The sequence below is a fragment of the Nocardia halotolerans genome, assembly GCF_042650145.1.
Classification (GTDB): Bacteria; Actinomycetota; Actinomycetes; order Mycobacteriales; family Mycobacteriaceae; genus Nocardia; species Nocardia halotolerans.
Genome location: NZ_JBHSDL010000014.1, coordinates 1239213 through 1262862 on the forward strand (window position 1 = coordinate 1239213; position 23650 = coordinate 1262862).

Below are 23650 nucleotides of genomic sequence, written 5' to 3' on the forward strand. Positions count from 1 at the left end.
CTTGCGCGTGGGCTCATCGCACGTCGGCGAAACCGCGCTCGAGGATCGCGCCGGTGTCGGCGCCGACGGGCAGGGTCCCGAAGGCGATGCCCCAGTCGCCGCCGAGGCGGGTCGCGCAGAACGCGTCGGCGACGGCGGGGTGACCGTGGCGCACCAGCTGCGCGCCCTGCAGCACCAGCGCCATCAGTTCGACCACACGCCGGGCACGGTATTCGATGTCGGTCAGGTCGGTGAGTTCCTTGCCGACTCGGTCGATCGCGTCGTCGAGGCGCCGATCCGCCCCGCGGGCGAGCCCGACCTCGGCGAAGTACGCCTCGACGGTCTCGGGCTGACGTCCCATGGCGCGCAACGCATCCAGTGCGGCCACATTGCCCGATCCTTCCCAGATCGACATCAGCGGCGCCTCCCGGTAGAGCCGGGGCATCCCGGATTCTTCGGCATACCCGTTGCCGCCCAGGCATTCCAGCGCCTCGGCCGCGTGCGCCGGGGCGCGCTTGCACACCCAGTACTTGGTGATGGCGAGGGCGATGCGGCGCAGGGCCGCCTCGGCCGGGTCGCTGCCGGCGCGGTCGGTGGCCCCGGCCAGTCGCATCATCACCGTGGTCGCCGCGTCCGATTCGATCACCAGGTCGGCGAGCACATTGCGCATGGCGGGCTGGTCGATCAGCTTGGTGCCGAAAGCCTCTCGATGCCGGGCGTGGTGGATGGCGGTGACCGCACCCAACCGCATTCCGGTGGCCGAGCCGATCACGCAGTCCAGCCGCGTCATGTTGACCATCTCGATGATCGTCTTCACGCCGGCACCCTCGGCTCCGACGAGCCAGCCGATGGCGTTCTCGTATTCGATCTCCGCGGAGGCGTTGGACTTGTTGCCCAGCTTGTCCTTGAGCCGCTGGATGCGGATCGGGTTGCGGGTGCCGTCGGGCAGCACGCGCGGCAGCAGGAAGCACGACAGCCCACCGGGTGCCTGGGCGAGGGTGAGGAACATGTCCGACATCGGTGCCGAGGTGAACCACTTGTGCCCGACGATCCGGTAGGACCCGTCCGGTTGCGGGGCCGCGGTGGTGGTGTTGGCCCGCACATCGGAGCCGCCCTGCTTCTCCGTCATCGACATGCCCGCGATGAGACCGGCCTTGGTCGAGGGTTCGCGGAGACCGAAATCGTAAGTGCGCGAGCCGAGCAGTGGTTCATAGCGGGCGGCGAGTTCGGCATTGTGGCGCAGGGCGGGGACCACGGCGTAGGTCATCGAGATCGGGCACATGTGCCCCGCCTCGGCGGCTCCCCAGGTGTAGAACTTGGCGGCGCGGGCAGTATGCGCGCCGGGACGGTCGTCGAGCCAGGCCGCGCCGTGCAAGCCGTGCGTCACCGCCACGTTCATCAGGTCGTGCCAGTGCGGATGGAACTCGACCTCGTCGACGCGATGCCCCCACCGGTCGTGGGTGTGCAGCACCGGCGGGTACTCGTTGGCGAGCCGGCCCCACTCCTGCGCGGCGAGACCGCCTGCCAGCGCGCCCAGTTCACGCACCTCGGCTTCGGCCCAGCCCGCGCCTTCGCGGTGCAGCCCTTCCAGCAGGGCGGGGTTGCGCGCGGCGTCGAACGGCGCCAGCGACGGGGCCTGGTTGAACACTTCGTGGGTCAGCATGACCGGAACTCCTTCGGTGACAACGAATCCGTGCGCGCGCCCAGCGCACGCACGGCGAAAGCGACGAGCTCGGGGATGACGGTCTCGGCATGGGGGGCGGCGACCAGGGGGCCGACCAGCACCTCCCCGATCGCACCGACCAGGGCGGCGGCGCTCAGATGCGGGTCCTGGGCGGGCAGGCTGCCCTCGGCCACCCCGCTCACGATGGCGGCCTCGAACGCGGCGGCGAAGGCGCGCCGGAACTGCAACCGTTGCGCGTCGACCGCGGCGTCGACGGGTTCGGCGAGCAGCACGTAGGCCAGCTTCGGGTTCTTGAGCGCGCGCCCGGCGAAGGTCTCGACGGCGGCACTCACCCGCTGCAGCACCTCCCCCTCGGCGACCGCGGCGCGCACCGCCTCGACCTCGCGGGCGACCACCGTCTCGAAGACCGCGGCGACCAGTTCGGCCTTGCCCGCGAACTGTTTGTAGACCGTGCCGGTGGCGATGCCCGCCTCCGCGGCCACCGCTGCCATCGACAGCCCGGCGAAGCCCTCGCGGGAGAGCACGCCGGTGGCGCCCTGCACGATCAGCGCACGTTGCGCGTCGAGCCGGGCCTGCACGGCGGGGGTCCTGCGGTACACCATGCCAAGAAGTGAACCACTGATTCACCCCTTCACACAAGGGTCGGTTCGTCGTATGGTCGAGCGATGAATGCCGATCGCGCAGCGCACCGCCCGGTGCGGGTCGAACACACGGGCCCGGTCACCACGGTGATCATCGATCGCCCCCAGGCCCGCAATGCCGTCGACGGCCCGACCGCGCGGGCGCTGGCGGACGCGTTTCGCGCCTTTGAGGCCGACACGAAGGCGTCGGTCGCGGTGTTGTGGGGCGATCACGGCACCTTCTGCGCGGGCGCGGACCTGAAGTCACTGGGCACCGAGAACAGCAATCAGGTCACCGAGGACGGCGACGGCCCGATGGGGCCCACCCGGATGCGACTGTCCAAACCGGTGATCGCGGCCGTATCCGGTTACGCGGTGGCCGGCGGGCTCGAACTCGCCCTGTGGTGCGACCTGCGGGTGGCCGAACAGGACGCGATCTTCGGCGTGTTCTGCCGCCGCTGGGGTGTGCCGCTGATCGACGGCGGCACCGTCCGATTGCCGCGCATCGTCGGCGAGGGCCGGGCCCTGGACATGATCCTGACCGGGCGTCCGGTGAGCGCCCCCGAAGCTTTGCAGATGGGTTTGGTGACCCGCGTGGTCCCTACCGGCGATGCCCGCCGCGTCGCCGAGGAACTGGCCGCCCAGCTCGCCACCCTGCCCCAGACCTGTCTGCGCACCGACCGCGCCGCCCTGCTCGACCAGTACGGCCACCCCGAAGCCGACGCCCTCGACATCGAATTCCAGCACGGCATGACGGCCCTCACCGGCGGCGCCCTCGACGGCGCCGCCCGCTTCGCCGCCGGCCGAGGCCGACACGGCAACCCCGACCACAGCTGATGGACCGTCTCACCGTCATCGACGAAATCTTCCTGCGCACCCACCGCGGCCTCGGCACCCCCATCGCCCTACAGGGACTGTGGCGCACCAGCACCCCGATGGAACCCGCTCTGCTGCACCGGATTCACGACCGTCTACGCCGCGGCCCGCTCGGCCGCCGAGTGATCCGCCCGCGAATCCCCGGCGCCCGCCGAGCCTGGCAACCCACCACCCGCGCCCACCCTCTCGACCTCCTGCCGAACCACTCCGCCACCCGAACCGATTGGCCGACAACCGCGGCCACCCGCACACCCGACTCCACTGCCCGCTGCGACCACACCGGCGGCAAAGCCGATGTATGCAGCTACTACGACGCAGGCAGTGGACCGCTTGCCGCGAGTGCGATCTCGGGCTGGGCCGACAGCCTCGGATTCGATCTCGACCCGGAGCATTCGCCGGGTTGGCGGCTATCAGCAGCCCCCCTGGCAGACGGTGGAACCGTTGTGGCCCTGACCTGTTCCCATTCGCTGGCCGATGCCCGAGGTTTGATTCACGCTGTCGGATACGCCCTGGAATCCCTCGACGTCGCCGATACCGCCCGAACACGGGTCCGTACGAAACACCGCCCGGCCGATCACCGCGAGGCCACATCCACCGACCGCGAGGTCGCATCCGCCGACCCCGAGGTCACACCCACCGACCGCGAGTTCTGGTCTGCGGAGCACGAAGTCGAGCCTGCCGACGGCCAGATCCGGCCCGGCAAGCACGACATCGAGTCCGTCAACCGCCAACTCCCGCCCGCCAAGCACAAGACCGAGTCCACCGACCGCAAATCCCAGTCCTGCGAGGGCGAGGCCGGTCTTTCGGACTGGGCGGATGCACGCGCCCAGTGGTCCACCATCCTCGGCGGCACGGTGCGCGCATTACGGCACGGTGTGCCGAAGCCCCCGCCGACGAGCGCACCGGAACCGTCCACCGGCCGTGCAGTCCACAGCACCCTGCTCACTTTCGACGCGGACGCCTGGGACACCACCGCAGCCGCTTTCGCCGGCACCCCGAACAGCTTGTTCATCTATCTGGTCGCGAACATCTTGTGGGAGAACGGTTTCGCACATGACACGATCTCGGCGAGCCTCCCGGTGGACACCCGTGATGAGCCGCGAGTCGACAACGATCTGGCGATGACCGAGATCGCGATCGTGCGCGCCGACACCCCGGCCACGATTCGCGACAAGGCTCGCGCCGCCTATCTGCACCGCATGTCGAGTCCAGCGGGTCTGCCCGAACAGATCCTGCAGGTACTGCCGGACCGCTGGGCGTACGCACTGAGCAAAGGGGCCGGTGAGCGCGATATTCTGTGCTCCAACATCGGGACTCTTCCCGGCACCTTGCGCACCATCGGCCCCCACCACGCCACGCGGGTGGCGGCCCGCGCCATCCACCCCGGGCTCACCGCCTTCCCCCGCACCCGGCTCTCGGGATACCTCTCGCGCCTCACCGGCACCTACACCCTCGCCCTGGTCGACCTGGGTGAGCACGACGAAACCTTCGACGCGGCAACAGTTCGCGTGCTCGCCGCGACGGGCTTGCACCCCACCGCCTGGTGATCAGCTCGCGGTCATCCCGACGAGCAGAACCCGCAGCGCCCAAACGAATTGGTCCACGGAGGTCCAGGCGGCGATCTCGTCCAGGTGCGCCTCGGTGCGCGGCCACCGGCTCAGGTCCGTGTCCTCCAAGGCCTTTCGGCGGGCGGCCACGCGTTCGGAATCCGGCGGGAACGGCGGCTTGCCGTCGGTTTCGGCCACATCGAGTGCCACCGAGCCGAGCACGTGGACGATCACCGCGTACACCCCGTGCGCACGCCACTGCGTGGCCAGCCCGCCCCGGGCGAGGCAGACGAACAGCGACTCGCTCATGTCGCGTGCCGCCGGTCCGTCGGCCGCCGGACCGTCCAGCGGCCCCGACATCATCAACGTGACGACCGCGGGATGGCGCAACAATCGCGCCCGCAGCCCGAGCGCGAACTGGATGACCGCGGCAGTCCACTCCACCCCGTAGTCGGTGAGCGCACGCAACGGCACGGTGGAGAGCACATGCTCGATCACCGCCCGCTCGAGCTCCCCCGAACCGGCGAAGTGCTCGCGCACGGCATCGGGCGCCACACCGAGCCGCTCGGCGACCGCCCGGATCGACAACGCACTCGCCCCGCCGTCGTCGAGCACTGCCAGCGCCGCCTCGACGAGCCGTTCGTCGCCGAGCCCGCCACCACCCGCTGGACCTGGAGTTTCCGGCTCCACCATGCGACGAACCCTACCTCCCCCGCACCCACTCGACGCTCTCGCTCGCCACCCGTCCGGCACGTCACATCACGCCGGCCCGGCACCGTTCCAGAGCTACCATCGACCCCTCAGTCAGCCGGCCCTCAACGGCAACACCTGCCCGGCCGGTACCGCCACACTCCGAGCCCAGCCGAGGCCCACCGGCGACACCCGCGCGGCCACATCGGCGGCCACCTCCACCCCCGGTTCCAGATCAGCGGACGCGATCGGCGCACCCCACACTTGGTGCAACGGCAGCACCCCGGCCCACACACCGCCGCGCTCGATATCGTCCGCGTCGTCCTTGGGCCCGCCGGTGCGCACCTTCACCGACGCCTCGGTGAGGTCCAGGGCCAGCACCATGGTGGCCGCCATTTCCTTACGATCGGGCGGCCGCACCCGGTTCCACGCGCCGGGCGCGGAGTGTTCCACGATCACACGCAGGGCTTCCCCGCGTTCGGCTTCGTCGGTGACCAGCACCGCCGTGCCGCGAATCACCGCGCTGCGGTAGTTCATCGAGAAATGCATGGCCGAACGCGCGTACACCAGGCCGTCGACGTGGGTCACCGTCGCGCAGACGTCGGCGCCGACCGCCGCGCGCACCGCGCCCGCACCGGTGGAACCATGCAGGTAGACGGTGTCGCCGATGCGGCCGTAGGCGGTGGGCAGCACCACCGGCGAGCCGCCGAGCATTACACCGAGGTGGCAGATCAGGCCCGCGTCGAGCACGGCGTCGAGTTCGGCCCGATCGCGGACACCGCGCTCCTTGGCGCGGGTCAGTGTGGTGCGCGGGGTCGGCGACAAGGGGGTGCGTGTTCGCGTGCTCATATGATGAGCTTCGCTGAACCATTGGACTGGTGATAGGTCCAATTCGACAGAACTTCAACAGGCCAATTCGAGGGGCACCGTGCTCGACGACCTTCCGATCCCACTCGACCGCACGGCGGCCGAACCGCTGTCGGTGCAGGTCGCCGATGCTTTGCGCGCCGCCGCGACCGACCGGGTGCTGCGCGTGGGTGACCGCCTGCCCTCCTCCCGGGCGCTGGCCCAACGACTGCGGGTGAGCCGGGCCGTGGTGACCACCGCCTACGACCAACTGCACGCCGAAGGCTGGTTGCGCGGCCGACGTGGCGCGGGCACCTACCTGAGTACGGCCCCCGCTACCGCGGCGCCCACCATCGGTGCCGTTCGCGGCGGCGACCCGGCGGTGGACCTGCTCGATCTCCGTCCGGGAGCGCCCTGCGTCGAGGCGGTCGACCCGGCGGCGTGGCGGCGGGCCTGGCGGGCGGCCGCTGATCAGCCACCCCAGGCCCGCAAGGACCGTGCGGGTGAACCGGACTTCCGGGCGGCCGTGGCCGAACATCTGCTCCGCCACCGTGGGTTGGCCGCCGGCACCGAATCGGTGGTGCTGGCCACCGCGGGCACCAGCGCCGCGGTGAGCGAACTCGCCACCGCGCTGCTGCGTCCCAGCGACACCGTCGCCATCGAAGATCCCGGCTACCTGCGGGCCGTCGGCGCGTTCCGGGCCGCGGGCATCGAGCCGGTGCCGGTACCCGTCGACGCCAACGGCCTGTGCGTGGACCGGATACCGGCCGGTGTGCGCGCGGTGTACTGCACACCGGCACATCAGTTCCCGCTGGGTGCGACGATGCAAGCCGCCCGGCGGGTCGAACTCGTCGAATTCGCCAGACGCACCGGCACATTCATCATCGAAGACGACTACGACGGCGAATTGCGCTACGACGCGGCGCCACTGCCACTGCTCGCGGCGATGGCGCCGGATGTGGTCGTGCACCTCGGCACCACCAGCAAGATCATCGCCACCACGCTCGGCGTCGGCTGGCTGGTCGCGCGTCCCGACATCGCCGCCGCCGTGCTCGCCCATCGGGTCCGCCTCGGCACCTTCCCCAGCCCGGCCGGACAGCGGGTGCTCAGTGAGTTCGCCCGCCACGGCGACCTGTCCCGGCACCTGCGCCGCCTGCGCCGGGTGATGCCACCGCGGCGCGCCCTGGTCGTCGCCGAACTCGCCCGCCGCGGCCTGCCGGTGATCGGCGACGACGCCGGCTCGCACGTGGTGGTCGAGCTGGCCGACGCCACCGCCGAACGCCACGCGGTCGACGCCGCTCGCGCCCGCGGCGTCCAGCTCGACGGCCTGGCCCGCCATCACCTCGCGGCGGAGCACCACTTCGGCATCGCCCTCGGCTACAGCACGTTGACCAGCGCCGATCTGGCCAGAGCCGTGCCGATCGCCGCCGATTGTCTCGCCGCGGCAGCCCGCCGTCGAGCTCGGCACGCGGGCGGCGAACCCGCCCCGCCTGCCAGGACGCGGTCGTAGCATGGAGCCTGACGTCTGCACTACCCCTCCGAGCATCGAAGTGGTGAGCACATGACCGAGCAGGACATCCTGGCCCAGATCAAACAGCTGGTCGACGACGAGCACGCGCTGCGGGCCAAGGCCACCGCGGGCGAGATCGACCCGGTCGCCGAACGTCAGCAGCTGGCTCAGCTGGAAGTGATGCTCGATCAGGCGTGGGATCTGCTGCGGCAGCGGCGGGCTCGCTCCGATGCCGACGAATCGCCCGAGGCGACCCAGCTGCGCTCCCCGCGTGAGGTCGAGGGCTACTTGCAGTGACCGACGCCGAATACGACGTCATCGTCATCGGTGGTGGCCCGGCGGGTGAGAACGCCGCCGCCTACGCCATCGCCGGCAGTGACCGCACCGCCGCCCTGATCGAGCACGAACTGTTCGGCGGCGAGTGCAGCTACTGGGCCTGCATCCCCAGTAAGGCCCTGCTGCGCCCGGGCGCGGTCCTCGCGCTCGGCGAGGCCATGCCCGGGGTGACGGTGAGCGGCCCACAGGTGGCCGATGTGCTGGCCCGGCGCACCGACTTCACCCATGGCCGCGACGACAGCTCCCAGGTGGACTGGGCGGAGTCGGCCCACATCGAACCGATCCGTGGCACCGGCCGACTGGCCGGTGAGCGGCTGGTGGAGGTCGACACCGGCGACGGCACGCGGTTGCTGCGCGCCCGCCACGCGGTCGTCCTGGCCACCGGCACCACCGCCGCGATCCCCGATGTCCCGGGACTGCGCGCGGCCCTGCCGTGGACTTCCCGCGACGCCACCAACCTGACCGTCGTCCCGAACCGGGTCGCCGTCGTCGGCGGCGGGGTGGTGGCCTGCGAAACCGCTACGTGGCTGGCCGAACTCGGCGCCGAGGTGACGATGTTGGTACGAGGCGACCGGTTGCTCCCCCGGGTCGAGTCGTTCGCCGCCGACCTGGTGCTGGGTGGTCTGCGCGACAAGGGCGTCACGGTACGGCTGCGCACCGAACCGCGGTCGGTCTCGCGACGCGATACCGCCGACACCGGCGTCGGCCGGATCCACGGCGGACCGGTGACCGTGACCCTCGACGACGACGAACTCGAGGTCGACGAACTCGTCGTCGCCACCGGCCGCGCACCGGCCACCGGATCACTCGGTCTGGACGCGGTCGGCCTGCCCGACGGTTATGTCGACGTCGACGATCAGCTCCGCGTACGCGAAGTGCCCGGTGACTGGCTCTACGCGGTGGGCGATGTGAATCATCGTGCCGCCCTGACGCATATGGGCAAATACCAGGCCAGGGTGTGCGGTGACGTGATCGCCGCCCGCGCGCGAGGTGAGCGGCCGGAGGGCCCGCGCTACACCGCGAGCGCCGATCATCAGCAGGTTCCCCAGGTCGTCTACACCGCGCCCGAACTCGCCGCCGTGGGACTCACCGAACGGCAGGCGCGTGAGGCCGGGTACGCCGTCGACACCGTGGAGCTCGATATCGCCGTCGCCGGCTCCGCGTTGTCGCGCGACGACTTCGAGGGTCGCGCCAAGATCGTCATCGATACCGCTACCGAACGGCTCCTCGGCGCCACCTTCGTCGGCCCCGAGCTGGGCGAGCAGTTGCATGCGGCGACCATCGCCGTGGTGGGCCGGGTGCCGCTGGAAACCCTGTGGCACGCGGTGCCCGCCTTCCCCACGGTCAGTGAGTTCTGGCTGCGACTGCTCGAAACGTGGCGCCGCCCTACTTGAGCAGCCGCGACATCCGCCGGTCGGCGAGCACTTTGCCACCGGTCTGACAGGTGGCGCAGTACTGGAACGACCGCTCCGCGTAAGACACCTCGCGCACTGTGTCCCCGCACACCGGGCACGGCTGCCCGGCCCTGGCGTGTACCTGCATCCCCGAGCGCTTCTCACCTTTGAGCCGGGCCGCGTCCTGCCCGGTGGAGCGTGCGACCGCGTCCAGCAGCACCGTCCGCATCGCGGTGTACAGCTGCGACACCTTCTCCGCCGGCAGGGTCCTGGTATTGGCGAACGGGGAGATCCGCGCGGTGTGCAGGATCTCGTCGGAGTAGGCGTTGCCGATCCCGGCGATCAGGGTCTGATCGACCAGGGCGGTTTTGAGCCGCTGCGAGGTGCCACCCAGCAGGGCCGCGAACTCGTCCTCGGTCACGGCCAACGCGTCGGGCCCGAGCCGGGCGATCCCCGGAACCATCCGCGGGTCCTCGACGACATAGACGGCCAAGCGCTTCTTTGTCCCCGCCTCGGTCAGGTCGATCGCCGGCGTCGCACCCTCCGGGGTGAAGAAGTGCACGCGCAAGGCGAGCGGACTCTTACCACCGGGCTTGGGCGGCAACGGGTTCGGTTCATCGACCCACCGCAGCCAGCCGCCGCGCGACAGATGGGTGATCAGCCACAGTCCGCCACAGTCCATCCCGAGGAATTTGCCCCATCGGCCCGCGCCGGTGACATCACGACCGGACAGGGCGGTGACCGGCGGATCGAACGTCTTCACCGCGCTCAACGCGGCCACATCGACGCGCCCCACGACGGAACCGACCGCATGGTCCCGCAGGAACTGCGCCAACGCCTCGACCTCGGGTAGTTCGGGCACGAGGGCCAGTTTAGCCGCGCGGCCCCCGGCTCACACCGAACGCAGCAGGTAGACGTCCATGATCCAGCCCTTTTCCGCACGCAGGTCGGCGCGGCGGGCCACGATCTGATCCTCCACCGCGCGCAGGTTGCCCTCGATGAGGACTTCGTCGGGCATGCCCAGGTACGCGCCCCACCAGATGTGCAGGTTGTCGCCGGGCACCCGGGTGAACGAGCACTCACCGTCGAGCATCACCACCGTGGAACCGGCGCCCAGTCCTTCCTCGCGCAGTCTGCGACCGGTGGTGACGTGCACCGGCTCACCGATGCGGTGCAGCACCATGCGGTGACCGGCGGCCAGCGCGGCGACGCTGGTGACACCGGGGATCACCTCGTAGTCGAAGCTCACCCGGCCGCGCGCCAGCACCCGTTCGACCATGCGCAACGTGCTGTCGTAGAGCGCCGGGTCGCCCCAGACGAGGATCGCGCCGGTGCCCTCGACCTCGTCGAACGCGGCTTCCAGCAGGGCGGCGCGGCGTTCGTGCCAGTCCTCGACGACACCGGTGTAGTCGGCGGGGGTGCGTTCACGCGGCGGGTCGGCGATCTCGAAGATCCGGTGTGGACCCTCGACATGCTCGGCCAGGATCGCGGTTCGCACATCCACCAGTTCCTGCTTCTCGGCGCCCTTGCCGATGACGAAGAACGCGTCGGCGCGGCGCATGGCCTTGACTGCCTGCATCGTCACCTGGTCGGGGTCGCCGGCGCCGATGCCGATCACGAAGAGCTTGCGCATACGCGAAGAGCTTGCCAGGTGCCCCGACCCGTAGAATCGCCAGGCGTGGCCACCCCTGATACGCAGTACGAGGATCTGCTCCGGCACGTGCTCGAGCACGGCACGCCCAAAGCCGATCGCACCGGCACCGGCACCCGCAGCATTTTCGGGCATCAACTGCGCTACGACCTGGCCGCGAGCTTCCCGCTGATCACCACCAAGCGGGTGCACATGAAATCGATCGCCTACGAACTGCTGTGGTTCCTGCGCGGGGACTCCAACGTCGCCTGGCTGCACGAGCACGGAGTGAGCATCTGGGACGAATGGGCCGACGCCGACGGTGAGCTGGGCCCGGTCTACGGGGTGCAGTGGCGCTCCTGGCCCACCCCCGACGGCACCCACATCGACCAGATCACCGACGTACTGCACACCCTGCGCACCGACCCGGATTCACGCCGGATGATCGTGTCGGCCTGGAACGTGGCCGAGCTGGACAAGATGGCGCTGGCCCCCTGTCACGCGTTGTTCCAGTTCTATGTCGCCGACGGCAAGCTGTCGTGTCAGCTGTATCAGCGCAGCGCCGACCTGTTCCTCGGGGTGCCGTTCAACATCGCCAGCTACGCGCTGCTCACCCTGATGGTGGCCCAGCAGACCGAGCTCGAGCCCGGTGAGTTCATCTGGACCGGCGGTGACGTGCACATCTACGACAACCACGTCGACCAGGTTCGCGAGCAGCTCACCCGTGCGCCCTACCCGTTCCCGGCCCTGCACCTGCGCCCCGCGACCAGCCTGTTCGACTACGACTACGGCGACATCGAACTCGCCGGTTACCAGCATCATCCGGCCATCAAGGCGCCGGTGGCGGTGTGAGCCGCATGATCGGCCTGATCTGGGCACAGGGTAACGACGGTGTGATCGGTGTCGACAACACCATTCCGTGGCGCGTGCCCGAGGACATGGCGAACTTCCGCGCGACCACCATGGGTCATCCGGTGATCATGGGCAGGCGCACCTGGGACTCCCTGCCCGCCGGTTTCCGGCCCCTCACGGGGCGTCGCAACATCGTGGTCACTCGCGGGCCCGATTGGGCGGGCACGGGCGCCGAACGGGCGGCTTCGGTTCCCGACGCGCTGGAGATGACCGCCACCTGCGACACCTGGATCGCCGGGGGCGGGGAGATCTACCGCGCGGCGTTGCCGTTCGCGACGACCTTGCTGGTCACCGAGGTGGACACCGATGTCGCCGGTGACGCCTTCGCCCCGCCCATCGGCCCGGACTGGCACGCGCCCGACACGCCGTGGCTGACCTCGAAAACCGGCCTGCGGTATCGGATTCGCCGCTTCACCCGCGGCTGACAACACCCGGCTAACGGTCGCGGCAAAACGCCCGAACGCGGGGGCATCGTCGGGCATACTGCCCCTAGACCAGCCCGCGAGACAGCCTGCGAAAGGCGCGATCCAATGGACAAGAAATCGCTGACCGCGGTGGCCCGCCAACAACTGAAGCTGGCCGCCACTTCGACGAGCGGCCGGAGTTCGCAAACCCTGATCGGCGGCCACACCCATGTGCTTCGCCAAACCGTCATCGCGCTCACCGAGGGGCAGAGCCTGGCCGAGCACGACAACGCGGGTGACGCCACCATCCAGGTACTCACCGGCACACTGGTGCTCATCGCCGGTGCCGACGAATGGAAGGGCTCGGCCGGTGACCTGATCGTGGTCCCGCGCGCCCGGCACAGTGTGAAGGCCGTCGACGACGTCACATTTCTGCTGACAGTGGCCAAATAACCCGTGGTCAACGCCTTCGGAACGGCCTGACACACCAGGGCGCTGACCGATCCTGTCGGTGGACCGCCGTACTGTGGACGCCATGGGTGAGCCACAGTCGGTCATTGTTCCACTCACGCAAGCCGCGATATTTCTTGTCGCCACCATCGACGAGGGCGGCGAAGCCGCTGTTCGCAATGTGCTGACCGAGGTCGACGACCTGCGCAAGTCCGTCGGTTTCCGTACACCGGGCCAGGCGCTGAGCTGCGTCACCTCGATCGGTTCGCGAGGGTGGGACCGGCTGTTCACCGGCCCCAAACCGGCTGAGCTGCACGAGTTCCCCGGATACGCCGGACCGGTGCACTCCTGCCCGGCCACCCCCGGCGATCTGCTGTTCCACCTCAGGTCCGAGAACATGGGCGCCTGCTACGAACTGGCGATGGCGATCGCCACCCGGCTGCGCGGCTCGGCCACCGTGGTCGACGAGACGGCGGGCTTCCGCTATTTCGAACAGCGTGACCTGCTCGGTTTCGTGGACGGTACCGCCAACCCCGAGGGCGCGGCCGCCGACGCGGCGGTGTTCGTGGGCGATGAGGACGCCGAGTTCGCCGGGGGCAGTTATGTGATCGTGCAGAAGTACATCCACCCGCTCGACGAGTGGAACGCGCTGCCGGTCGAGGAGCAGGAACGGGTGATCGGGCGCACCAAGCTCAGTGACTACGAACTGCCCGACGATGTGAAGCCGCCGAGTTCGCACGTCACGATGAACACCATCGTCGATGCCGACGGCGTCGAACGCGACATCCTGCGCGCCAACATGCCCTTCGGCACCGTCGGCAACCAGCAACTCGGCACCTATTACATCGCCTATTGCGCCACCCCCTCGGTTCCCGAGGAAATGCTCGAGCGCATGTTCCTCGGTACCGACGACGCGGCCTACGACCGCATCCTCGACTTCTCCACCGCTGTCACCGGCACCCTGTTCTTCACCCCCAGCGCCGACTTCTTCGCCGATCTGCCCGACGCGCCCGCCGTGGTCACCACCGAAGATCCGCACGTCCCCGTCCCCGATTTCGAACCGGTCATCGAAGCCAACAAGGCGGCGGCGGCCGACTCCGACGGTTCACTTGCCATCGGCACGATGAAAAGGAGCAATCGATGAACAACCTGCACCGCGAACTCGCGCCGATCACCGGCCAGGCCTGGGCCGAGATCGAAGAGGAAGCGACCCGCACCTTCAAGCGCAATATCGCGGGCCGCCGAGTCGTCGACGTCTCGGGCCCGCACGGTGTCGCCTACTCCGCGCTCAACCGGGGCAGGCTCACCGCGATCGACTCACCCGACGACGGTGTACAGGCGCACCGGCGGGTGGTGCAGCCGCTGGTGGAGCTACGGGTGCCGTTCACCTTGCAGCGCGCCGAACTCGACGACATCGAACGCGGCGCACCCGATGCCGACCTGGACAACCTCAAGGACGCCGCGCAGAAGATCGCCTTCGCCGAAGACCGCGCGATCTTCGAGAGCTATGCCGCCGCGGGCATCACCGGCATCCGCACCGCCGCCTCCAACGACCCGGTGTCGCTGCCCAGCAATGTGGTCGACATCCCCGACGCCATCTCGCACGCCCTCACCGGCCTGCGCCTGGCGGGCGTGCAGGGCCCGTACTCGGTGGTCCTCAGCGCCGACCTGTACACCAAGGTCAGCGAGACCTCCGATCACGGCCACCCGATCCGCACCCACATCGAGCGCCTGATCAACAGCGAGATCATCTGGGCGCCCGCGATCACCGGCGGCTTCGCCCTCACCACCCGTGGCGGCGACTTCGAGCTGGCCCTGGGCCAGGACCTGTCGATCGGCTACCTCAGCCACGACGCCGAGACCGTGCAGCTCTACTTCCAGGAGACCTTCACCTTCCTGGTGGAGACCTCCGAGGCGGCGGTATCGCTCGGGTCCTGAACCCGCCGGGGTGAGCAGCGCTAGGGTGGGCCTCGAATCGTGAGAGGGAGGTCCGCATGGCTGTCGTGCGTGCCGGGGTCGTACCCGCTGGTCGGAGCCTGTTCTACTGCCTGATCGGGGCGCTGGTCACCACCGGCGTCGCCGGGCTGGCCGTGGCGATGTTCGGGGCGAACCGGGTCTTCACCGGCCTGCTGGTCGGCGCGGTGGCCGGGATCGCGGCGGGTGCGATGCTGTTCGTGCGTGATGTCGTGGAACTCGCCGAGCCCGCGATCCACGTGCGGACCCCGTTCCGTTCGGCCACCGTGCCGTGGGACCGGGTGGTCGCGGGCCGTTTCACCCTCGACGAGCGCGGCCGCTGGGCACTGGCACTCGACCTCACCGGCGACACCGCCGACGAACTGGTGCTGTTGTCGATCCCGCCGGTGCTCGGCCCGGTCGCCGGCGCCTACAACATGCGCAAACGCGAGCAGGTGCGTGAGATCCGGGAGCTGCTGCGCGCCAAGCGCATTCCGATCACCGTGCTGCCCGAGATCGCGGGTGCCCTCAACCAGCATTGGCAGATCGCCCCGCCGACTGCCCGCTGACACTGCCGTCACCGGTTACCCGCCCGCTTTGACGATCGGACCGTAGTACCCGCGCTCATCATCGCCGGAACCCACTCCGGTGCGGCGGATTTCACCTTCGGCCTCGATCCGCCCCTAGCCGGGGCGGCCGGTCTGCGCACCCGGTGTCAACGGCGTGTCCACCGATCGGTGGACACGAAGTTCGACCGGTCGATGCTGTCTGCGGCACCGGGTACCCGAGCAGCATTGATGACATGCGAAATGGGTTGGTGTCGATAGCCGTTGCCAGTGCCCGCCATCCGTGGCGGGCCATTGTCGGCTGGTTCGTGTTCGTGGCGCTATGTGTCGGGATCGGTGCCGGGATCGGTGGGAAACCTGCTGCTACCGAAGACTTCTGGATCGGTGAGGCGGGTCGTGGTGAGGCGATCGCGACCTCGGGTGGGCTGCAACAGCGGCCGGTGGAACGGGTGCTGATCACCGGTTCCGGGGCCACCGTGGATCGTGCCGCACAAGAGATCTCCGATCGAATGCTGAACCTGGCCGAGGTGGACTCCGTTGGCGCGCCGATCTTTTCGGCGGACAAATCGGCATTGCGGATCGATGTGACGATGGCCGGCGCGGAACTCGACGCCAAACAGCACGTGGCGCCGCTGCGCGAGCAGACCGATCAGGTGCAGCACGCGTATCCGGAGTTGCGGATCGAGCAGACCGGCGGGCCCTCGATCAGCAGCGGGGTCGAAGCGTTGCGTGGGCGCGACCTGGCGAAGACCGAACTGATCGCACTCCCGATCACCCTGTTGACTCTGCTGATCGTGTTCCGTTCGGCAGCTTTGGCTTTGGTCCCGCTGCTGCTGGCCATCTCGTCCATTGTCGCCGCGATCGGCCTGTCGCTGCCGGCCTCACATCTGTTCCCCGACAACGGCGTCGGCACCAACATCATTCTGCTGATCGGGATGGCGGTCGGTGTCGACTACACCCTCTTCTATCTCAAGCGCGCACGTGAGGAACGTGCCCGCGGCGGCAGGACGCTCAGCTCGAGGGCACTGGTGGAACTGGCCGCGGCGACATCGGGCCGCGCGGTGGTGGTCTCCGGACTGGCCGTCGCCGTCTCCACGGCGACTATGTACCTCGCCGACGATGTCGTGTTCTCCTCGATCGCGACCGGCGCGATTCTGGTCACCCTGCTCGCGGTGGCCAGCTCGCTCACCGCGCTGCCCGCCCTGTTGACGGTGCTGACCGAGCGAGCGGACCGGCGGGCGGCGAGCAAACCCGCGCGGCAATCGGGTCCCGGTCGACTCACCGGTGCGCTCCTGCGCCTGACCGCCGCCCGCCCCGTTGCCGCGCTGACCATCTCAGTCGGGGCCATGCTCGCGCTCACCGCACCGCTGCTCACGATCGATCTCACCGACATGGGCCGCAATTCGCACCCACGCGCTATCCCCGCCATGCAGACCTTCGATCGTCTCAATGCCGCGTTCCCCGAGCTGAAATCGATGCACCAGGTGGCGGTGGCGGCCGAACCGGCACGAGCCGCCGAGGTGCGGGCCGCGCTGCACGCCTTGGCCACCCGTGCCGAGTCCGATCCGGCGCTCACGGGCACTGCCGAACTGCGCACCTCCCCCGACGACAGGGTCAGTCTGCTGGAGCTGCCGGTGCCACACCACGTCAGCGACGACGCCGCCCAGGAGTCACTCGAACGCGTCCGCACGGAATACCTTCCGGCAACGATCGGCGCACTGACCGGCGTGGACTACGCGGTAACCGGCGATGTCGCCCGCTACGCCGACTACCCGCGTCATCAGGAACAGAAGCTGCCGCTGATCATCGCGACACTACTGCTGGTGACGTTCGTCCTGACCGTCGTGACATTCCGGTCCGTTGTGCTCGGCTTGATCGGCGTCGTACTGAATCTGCTCTCGGCCGGCGCGGCGCTGGGCCTGCTGACCGCGGTCTTCCAGCACACGTGGGCCGAAAACCTGCTCGATTTCCAGTCGACCGGCTCGATCGGCTCCCGCGTACCTCTGCTGCTGTTCGTGATTCTGTTCGGACTGTCGATGGACTATCAGATCTTCGTGCTCAGCCGCATCAGCGAGCTCGCGCATGGCGGCATGCCGACCCGCCAGGCGGTGATCTCGGGTCTCGGCGGTTCGGCGAGCGCGGTGACCAGCGCCGCGTTCGTCATGGTCACGATCTTCGCGAGCTTCGTTCCACTGCACATCATGGAGATGAAGCAGATGGGCTTCGCCCTCGCGGTGGCCGTGCTGCTCGACGCGTTCGTGATCCGCATCGTGATCCTGCCCGCGGTGTTGTTGCTGCTGGGAGATCGCACCTGGTGGCCTGCTCGACCAGCCGTCACCGCGGATCTGGTGAAAGTAGGCTGACCGGTATGGATCATCGGCCGACCCGAGTACGGATTCTGCGCCGGTGGTACGCCGGATTCTGGGTTCTGTTCGGGCTCTGTCCACCGGTGGTCGCGGTGCAGGATCGCGGTGACGCGACGAAGTACTCGACGTGGGTGCTGATCGCCGTGCTGGCCGCCGGCTACCTCGCCCTGACGGTGTTTCCGCGCAACCGGATCGTCGGTCCGACCCGCTTCCTCTGCCTGCTGATCGTCGTCCTCGGGGTGACCGCGAACCTGCTCGACGGCGGTGCGGCGTTCTTCATCATCTCGCTCCCCCTGTTCTGGATCTACACCTCGACCCCGGAGCGCGCGGTGGGAATGATCACCGCCGCGGCCGGGGCCACGGCCGTCGGGCATCTCACCGGGCCGGTCTTCTCCTCGGGCAATGCCATTTTCACGGTGCTCGGTTACGCGGGCGGTATCCTGCTCGGAGTGTGGGTGGACCAGGTGATCCGCGAGAGCACCGAACGCACCCGGGTTCTCGGCGCCGAACTGGAACGCACGCAATCAGATCTCGCCGCTGCCCATCAGCGCCAAGGCGCGGCCGAGGAACGCGAGCGGATGGCGCGCGACATCCACGACACCCTGGCCCAGGGTTTCGCCTCGATCATCGTGTTGGCCGAGGCCGCCCGCGACGGTATCGGCACCGATTCGACGGCCGCGGCGAAGCAGCTCATGTCGATCGAGCGGACTGCCCGTGAGAATCTCACCGAGGCCAGGGTGCTCGTCGGCGGCGGTCCGGCGGAGAGCGGCGGGATCGCCCAGACGCTGCGCCGGGTCCTCGATCGTTTCGTCGAGGACACCGGGCTGACCGTGCACGCCGAACTGGCGGACATCGTGTGCGACCAACCCGCCAGGATCTGCCTGCTGCGCTGCACACAGGAATCCCTGGCCAACGTGAGCAAGCACGCGAAGGCGAATACCGTCGGCGTCGTTCTCTCACACACCGAGGCCGGACCGGAACTCGAGATCACCGATGACGGAATCGGTTTCACACCGCACGAGGCTCGCGGATTCGGCCTGATCGGGATGCGTAATCGGCTCGCCGAACTCGGTGGTGAATTCGCCGTCACCAGCTCGCCCGGCGAGGGCACCCGGATCTTCGCCTCGCTCCCGGCCGGGCTGACGTGACCGCGCCCCTTCGGCTGATCCTGGCCGACGATCACCTCGTGATGCGCGCGGGTCTCGTCGCGTTGCTGCAAACTGAACCGTCCGTCCAGATCGTCGGGGAGGCAGCCGACGGCACGGGCGCGATCGAGCTCGCCGAACGCCTTTCCCCGGACGTCGCGCTCCTCGATCTGCGAATGCCGGTCGTCGATGGCGTGGCCGCCACGCGAGAAATTTTGCGCCGCACCGGCACCCGAGTCTTGATCCTCACAACCTACGACACCGATGCCGACATCGAACGTGCCATCGAAGCGGGCGCCATCGGCTACCTCCTCAAAGACACCACCCGCGATGAGCTCGTCGACGCCATCCACGCTGCGGCCCGTGGCCGAACGGTGCTGGCACCTCGCGTCGCCGAACGCCTGGTCGCCCGCATCCGTCGCCCCGAGGCGATCAACCTCACGCACCGGGAAATCGACGTCCTGCGCGCGGTCGCCGACGGCCTGTCCAACCCGGAGATCGGCAAACGGCTCGTCATCGCCGAAGCCACCGTCAAAACCCATCTGTTGCGCATCTTCGCCAAACTCGACGTCAACGACCGAACCCACGCCGTCATCGTCGCCATGAACCGAGGCCTGTTCACCACCGGCGAGTGAGCCCGCTCGGGGAGATCAGCCCGCAACCAGGTCCGCGCTGCGGCGCACCGCGTCCGGTAGCCGGCCGTCCAGCCACGGGGAAACCTCCATGACCGCTTCGGCCACGGCGAGGCGGGCACCCAGGCGCGGCGATCGGCGCAATCCCGAATCCCCTCGCAGCAGCAGCTGGACCGCCGCCCACGGTAGGTTCACATCGGCGAAGGCGGTGTGGAACAGCCCTGCCGACGGTCGTGGATTCACTTCGAGCAGCACCGGTTCCCCAGCGCGATAACGCAATTGCACGTTGGTCAGATAGGCGAGTTCGAAGTGCTGAACGATCCGGCGGGCGATCTCGACCAGCGTGGGGTCGTCGAGCAGCAGACGGAAGCGACCTTGCTTGGCGCGCGCAATACCCATCAGCAGCTCACCGCCCGGAGCCGAAAGGCAGTCGATGCTGATTTCCGGGTCTTCGAGAAACGGCATGACGAGCAGTGGTGGCACGAATTCCCCCTGCTCGGCGGCGCGGCGCATCGCCGCGGCCACCGCCTCGACCGAGGCCACCGGTTCCGGGGCGACCCGCAGGTCCGCCATGGCGAGCGGGCGGTCGTCCAGGATGCGAAACCCGAACGCCGAGAACTCACCGCTGGGCTTGATGCACAGCGTCTCCCCACTCAGCGACAACTCGTCGACCGCGGTGCGGAATTCGTCCGCATCGCGCGCTTCCCGCCAAGGTGGCACGGGAACCCCGGCCGCACCGGCGATCTCATAGGTGCGAACCTTGTCGGTCAACGCCCGCACCGCCCACGGCGGCGAACACATGAGGCTGGTGCCGATTGCCGCGAAGTCCGCGGCCCGGTCCGCGAGCGCGTCGAGGCGCCGTGGCGGAATGAGCACATCGATGCGATGCGTGCGACAGAAGTCGAGCGCGAACTGCGCGTACTCCGCGTTGCTGACGTTGCGCGGCTCGATCGCCGACACATCGGACACCGAGAGAGCAGTCGCACTCGGGTCCACATTGCTGGCATAAATAGCGACTTCGACGCCGTCAGGGTTCTCCCGTAGCAACCGCATGACCTGAACGGTCGCTGCCCCGGCACTGCTCAGCCAAATCCTTAGTGCGATAACAAACGCTCCCTATCCTGCTTCCGGTCCGACCCCGGACCCTATCCCGGTTCGGTATCGAGCACATTTCGGGTAGCTGGACCCACGTCACCTCCCGACGAACGAGCTTCGGCGATCGGGCAACGTGAGTGCGGTGTGGGCCGGTCGCCCCGTGGTCGACGAGGAGGTGGCACGGCTGCGGAGTCTGTGGTTGCGCGCTGCCAGCGCCTCGGCCGTGGTGGGAACCAGTGCCGCTTCGCCGGTGGCGATCTGCGCTTGATTGAGTTCGACGAACCCGCGGCTGGTGCGCTCGTAGGCACTGAAGGCAGCGAGGTGATCATCGTGCGCGGCCAGGGAGTCGGCGAGCATATAGGCGCCGACGAGGGCAAGACTCGAGCCCTGCCCGGTGAGGAACGACGGCGCGTAGGCGGCATCGCCGACCAATGCCACCCGCCCGCTCGACCATCGCGGCAGCTGGATCTGGCTGACCGTGTCGAAGAACAGATCCGGTGCGTGGGGCATGGCGTCGACGATCATCGGAACCTGCCATCCGTCGTCGCCGAACACCGTGGCGATCAGCTCACGCTGAGTATCGGTGTCGCGCAGGGCTTCGTGCGATGGCTCGGGATGGGCGAAGGCCAGCAAGGCGTGGACGTCGCTGCTGTCCCCGACGGCGTAGAACGCCGCGGCTCGTCCGGGGGTGTTCCAGATGAGTGCTTCGTGCGAGAGCCCGAAGGTGTTGGGCATGGTGCAGATCGCGAAGCAATAGCCGAGGTAGCGCAGGTAGTCCGGTTCGGGGCCGAAGGCCAGTGCCCGGGTTCGGGAGTGCATTCCGTCCGCGCCGATGACGAGGTCGAAACTGCGTTGGGCGCCGCTGCGGAAGGTGACGTCGACACCGCGACCGTGCTCGGTGAGTGCGTCGATGGAATCGTTGAAGACGAACTCCACGTCGTCGCGGACCGCCGTGTAGAGCACGTCGGTCAGCGTCCCTCGGGGTATCTCGAGGTCATGTCCGTCGACACCGCCTGCCACTGCCTGCGGATGGACGACCGCGGCTGGGCTGCCGTCGGCATTGAGGAAACTGACCCGCCGCGTGTCGATATGGGCGTGCCGGAGTTGCGGCCGGATGCCCATCCGGTGCGCGACCTCCACGGCAGTGCCGCGCACGTCGATCGGATAGCCGCCGTCGCGCACACCGGCGGACTTCTCGACCACCGTCACCTCGAAGCCGTATTTGTGCAGCCAGTACGCCACCGCGGGACCCGCGATGCTCGCGCCGGACACCAGAACGGTTCCTCTGGATTTCATGTCGACTCCTACGGTTCTCCGGAAGGGAAGGCTCACGCGTGCGCACCGACAGCCTCGGGCGCGCGGCTCGTCGCCGGATGCTCCGGGCGGGTGGTTCGCACGAGAATGACGACGAGTACCGCAGCGATCGCGAAGGCCGCGGTGGCGATGCCGATGTAGCTGAACACCCCGGTACCCGAATTCACGGTCTTGCCGTCCGCGACGACCGTGGTCGAGGCGAGCACGGCCGCCCCGACGAAGTTGAACACCACCGCACCGATCGACACCATCACCATGACCAGGCTGGACACGATGCCCTGCCGCTGCGCCGAGGCCAGGTTGCCCGCCATGTTGAAACCCGACGCACCAAGCGCGGCGACCGTGACACCGAGCAGGAACGCGAAGCACAGCGCCGCGATCAGGTGCGAAGCACCGAGGAACATTCCGATGGTGGCTACGGTTCCGAGCATGACCGCCCCGGCCAGGGTCCGGGCGGGTCCGATTCGCGTCCCCAGCCAGCCGGCCACCGGACCGCCGAGCATGACGCCGAAAGCGGGTGCCGCGAGAATCAACGCCACCGACCCGTGACCGCCGAGTCCGTAGCCCAGGTTCTGGTCCGCCGAGATATCACTGATGAGCGGGATGAGCTGCAGCATGCTCTGGTAGGAACCCGCACCGAGGAAGACGACCAGGAGCGTGAGAAGCAGTGGCTTGCCGAGGTTTCCGACATCGATCAGCGGGTCGGCCTTTCGGCTCGAGACCCTGAACCAGCTGACCAGTGCCACGGCCCCGCCGAGGAGAAGTGCCAGCGGGCCGAGCGCCGACCAGCCGAGCTCGGGACCCGTGCTGATGTAACCGAGCACACCGAGTAGACCGCCGCCGAGCAGCAGCGCACCCGAGATATCGAGCCGGCCCGGCGTCTTCACGAGCGATTCGGGAACCAGGAAACGCACGCTCACCGCCATCGCGACCGCCACCGCGGCCGAGATGAAGAACAGGACCTGGAAGCCGAACTCCGTCGCCAGCTTCTCTACCAGGAAACGGGAGGCGACATTGAGGACCGCGGTGCCGGTGGTCACGATGCCGACGATGATCATGGCCAGGCGAGGCGAGCAGACGGTGCGCACGATCGCGACAGACAGGAACATCGCGGCCAGCGCGGCGCCCTGCAACATGCGTCCGATGACGAATATCCACATCGTCGGGGCCACCGCGCAGATCAGCGCGCCCACGCAACTGATCAGCAAGGTCAGCACGAGGACTTCGCGTTTTCCGTAGATGTCGGCGCTCTTACCGAGCAACGGGGCCCACATCACGCCCGCCAGCATCGCGGTGGCGTTGAGCCACGCCGCCTGGTCGGTGCCGAAATGGTCGAGCATCTCGGGCAGGACGATCAGCGGTGCGCCGATCGCCGAGTCCACCACGAAGTTCACCAGGGCCAGGATCGCGACGAGGCCGAGCAGTCGCCGGCTCCACCTCGTGTGAAGACCGACGTTCGCATCGTCGGTCATCTTCTGCTGCATTGACATTGGCTCCTCACCAGACTTGATCCGCGGGCTCAGCGGGTCGCTCGCCACACGGGTGGCGCCTCGCGACGTTCTGGCTACAACGGTTCCAGCGGAGCTGCCGGCGGGCATCGTCTCTCGTCACCGATTGCCGCTAGTGCTGCTGCACTAGCGGACCGCGTTCCCCTGGTGCGTACGTAGCGAGTCCAGCGCTGCGCGGTCGTGGGAGGCCGCG

23 protein-coding genes are annotated in these 23650 nt (G+C 68.7%); 14 read left to right on the top strand and 9 right to left on the bottom strand.

Features of this window, described 5'->3' with window-relative positions; all coding sequences use genetic code 11:
• Window positions 1–13: 13 nt before the first annotated feature.
• Together ACFO5K_RS16350 and ACFO5K_RS16355 are read right to left on the bottom strand one after the other, a co-directional pair.
• Window positions 14–1642, bottom strand: coding sequence for an acyl-CoA dehydrogenase family protein (locus ACFO5K_RS16350; protein ID WP_378562769.1), 1629 nt, complete (start codon window positions 1640–1642; stop codon window positions 14–16).
• Complete coding sequence (locus ACFO5K_RS16355) at window positions 1636–2265, bottom strand: TetR/AcrR family transcriptional regulator (protein WP_378562772.1); 630 nt, start codon at window positions 2263–2265, stop codon at window positions 1636–1638. Before ACFO5K_RS16355 ends, ACFO5K_RS16350 begins: the two co-directional genes overlap by 7 nt.
• Before the next feature lie 63 nt (window positions 2266–2328).
• On the opposite strand from ACFO5K_RS16355, the gene ACFO5K_RS16360 reads away from it, so the two are divergent.
• Complete coding sequence (locus tag ACFO5K_RS16360; RefSeq protein ID WP_378562775.1) at window positions 2329–3120, top strand: crotonase/enoyl-CoA hydratase family protein; 792 nt, start codon at window positions 2329–2331, stop codon at window positions 3118–3120.
• Window positions 3120–4706 (top strand): hypothetical protein, encoded by a 1587-nt coding sequence (locus ACFO5K_RS16365; protein WP_378562778.1) that lies wholly within the window; start codon window positions 3120–3122, stop codon window positions 4704–4706. The genes ACFO5K_RS16360 and ACFO5K_RS16365 overlap by 1 nt, the downstream gene beginning before the upstream one ends.
• On the opposite strand, the gene ACFO5K_RS16370 is transcribed toward ACFO5K_RS16365, so the two are convergent.
• Together ACFO5K_RS16370 and ACFO5K_RS16375 are read right to left on the bottom strand one after the other, a co-directional pair.
• A complete protein-coding gene (locus ACFO5K_RS16370) occupies window positions 4707–5399 on the bottom strand; it encodes a TetR/AcrR family transcriptional regulator (protein WP_378562781.1) in 693 nt (230 codons plus the stop codon).
• 111 nt (window positions 5400–5510) lie between these two features.
• On the bottom strand, window positions 5511–6245 hold the full coding sequence (locus tag ACFO5K_RS16375; protein WP_378562783.1) for a pyridoxamine 5'-phosphate oxidase family protein: 735 nt from the start codon (window positions 6243–6245) through the stop codon (window positions 5511–5513).
• Window positions 6246–6324: 79 nt separating this feature from the next.
• Here ACFO5K_RS16375 and pdxR point away from each other — a divergent pair, with 79 nt between their 5' ends.
• Genes pdxR through ACFO5K_RS16390 form a run of 3 tightly spaced genes read left to right on the top strand, consistent with a single transcriptional unit; the run spans window position 6325 to window position 9482 of the window.
• Window positions 6325–7752 carry a MocR-like pyridoxine biosynthesis transcription factor PdxR gene (gene pdxR / locus ACFO5K_RS16380; RefSeq protein WP_378562786.1) on the top strand — a complete coding sequence of 476 codons (1428 nt, stop codon included), beginning with the start codon at window positions 6325–6327 and terminating at the stop codon, window positions 7750–7752.
• A 51-nt stretch (window positions 7753–7803) separates the two neighbouring features.
• On the top strand, window positions 7804–8049 hold the full coding sequence (locus tag ACFO5K_RS16385) for a DUF2630 family protein (RefSeq protein WP_378562788.1): 246 nt from the start codon (window positions 7804–7806) through the stop codon (window positions 8047–8049).
• Window positions 8046–9482 (top strand): dihydrolipoyl dehydrogenase family protein, encoded by a 1437-nt coding sequence (locus tag ACFO5K_RS16390; protein WP_378562790.1) that lies wholly within the window; start codon window positions 8046–8048, stop codon window positions 9480–9482. The genes ACFO5K_RS16385 and ACFO5K_RS16390 overlap by 4 nt, the downstream gene beginning before the upstream one ends.
• On the opposite strand, the gene ACFO5K_RS16395 is transcribed toward ACFO5K_RS16390, so the two are convergent.
• Together ACFO5K_RS16395 and cobF are read right to left on the bottom strand one after the other, a co-directional pair.
• The gene (locus ACFO5K_RS16395) at window positions 9475–10344 is read right to left on the bottom strand and encodes an Fpg/Nei family DNA glycosylase (RefSeq protein WP_378562793.1); all 870 of its coding nucleotides are present in this window, start codon (window positions 10342–10344) and stop codon (window positions 9475–9477) included. The genes ACFO5K_RS16390 and ACFO5K_RS16395 overlap by 8 nt on opposite strands.
• Window positions 10345–10374: 30 nt before the next feature.
• Window positions 10375–11115, bottom strand: a complete 741-nt coding sequence (cobF, locus tag ACFO5K_RS16400; protein ID WP_378562795.1) for a precorrin-6A synthase (deacetylating) — start codon at window positions 11113–11115, stop codon at window positions 10375–10377.
• A 45-nt stretch (window positions 11116–11160) separates the two neighbouring features.
• On the opposite strand from cobF, the gene ACFO5K_RS16405 reads away from it, so the two are divergent.
• The 9 genes from ACFO5K_RS16405 (at window position 11161) to ACFO5K_RS16445 (ending at window position 19543) form a co-directional block, all read left to right on the top strand.
• Window positions 11161–11964 (top strand): thymidylate synthase, encoded by an 804-nt coding sequence (locus ACFO5K_RS16405; protein WP_378562797.1) that lies wholly within the window; start codon window positions 11161–11163, stop codon window positions 11962–11964.
• 5 nt (window positions 11965–11969) lie between these two features.
• Window positions 11970–12449, top strand: a complete 480-nt coding sequence (locus tag ACFO5K_RS16410; RefSeq protein ID WP_378563903.1) for a dihydrofolate reductase — start codon at window positions 11970–11972, stop codon at window positions 12447–12449.
• 105 nt (window positions 12450–12554) lie between these two features.
• The gene (locus tag ACFO5K_RS16415; protein ID WP_378562799.1) at window positions 12555–12881 is read left to right on the top strand and encodes a cupin domain-containing protein; all 327 of its coding nucleotides are present in this window, start codon (window positions 12555–12557) and stop codon (window positions 12879–12881) included.
• An 82-nt stretch (window positions 12882–12963) separates the two neighbouring features.
• On the top strand, window positions 12964–14022 hold the full coding sequence (locus ACFO5K_RS16420) for a Dyp-type peroxidase (RefSeq protein WP_378562801.1): 1059 nt from the start codon (window positions 12964–12966) through the stop codon (window positions 14020–14022).
• Window positions 14019–14816 (top strand): family 1 encapsulin nanocompartment shell protein, encoded by a 798-nt coding sequence (locus ACFO5K_RS16425; RefSeq protein WP_378562804.1) that lies wholly within the window; start codon window positions 14019–14021, stop codon window positions 14814–14816. The genes ACFO5K_RS16420 and ACFO5K_RS16425 overlap by 4 nt, the downstream gene beginning before the upstream one ends.
• 56 nt (window positions 14817–14872) lie before the next feature.
• Window positions 14873–15400: a hypothetical protein gene (locus ACFO5K_RS16430; protein ID WP_378562805.1), complete on the top strand. Its 528-nt coding sequence runs from the start codon at window positions 14873–14875 to the stop codon at window positions 15398–15400.
• Window positions 15401–15633: 233 nt separating this feature from the next.
• On the top strand, window positions 15634–17760 hold the full coding sequence (locus ACFO5K_RS16435; protein ID WP_378562808.1) for an MMPL family transporter: 2127 nt from the start codon (window positions 15634–15636) through the stop codon (window positions 17758–17760).
• 5 nt (window positions 17761–17765) lie between these two features.
• Window positions 17766–18911: a sensor histidine kinase gene (locus ACFO5K_RS16440; protein WP_378562810.1), complete on the top strand. Its 1146-nt coding sequence runs from the start codon at window positions 17766–17768 to the stop codon at window positions 18909–18911.
• A complete protein-coding gene (locus ACFO5K_RS16445; protein ID WP_378562813.1) occupies window positions 18908–19543 on the top strand; it encodes a response regulator in 636 nt (211 codons plus the stop codon). Before ACFO5K_RS16440 ends, ACFO5K_RS16445 begins: the two co-directional genes overlap by 4 nt.
• Before the next feature lie 15 nt (window positions 19544–19558).
• On the opposite strand, the gene ACFO5K_RS16450 is transcribed toward ACFO5K_RS16445, so the two are convergent.
• The 3 genes from ACFO5K_RS16450 to ACFO5K_RS16460 form a co-directional block, all read right to left on the bottom strand.
• Window positions 19559–20593 (bottom strand): ATP-grasp domain-containing protein, encoded by a 1035-nt coding sequence (locus ACFO5K_RS16450; RefSeq protein ID WP_378562816.1) that lies wholly within the window; start codon window positions 20591–20593, stop codon window positions 19559–19561.
• Window positions 20594–20731: 138 nt separating this feature from the next.
• On the bottom strand, window positions 20732–21931 hold the full coding sequence (locus tag ACFO5K_RS16455) for an FAD-dependent monooxygenase (protein WP_378562819.1): 1200 nt from the start codon (window positions 21929–21931) through the stop codon (window positions 20732–20734).
• Window positions 21932–21963: 32 nt separating this feature from the next.
• The gene (locus ACFO5K_RS16460) at window positions 21964–23433 is read right to left on the bottom strand and encodes an MFS transporter (RefSeq protein WP_378562821.1); all 1470 of its coding nucleotides are present in this window, start codon (window positions 23431–23433) and stop codon (window positions 21964–21966) included.
• Between the last annotated feature and the right edge of the window lie 217 nt (window positions 23434–23650).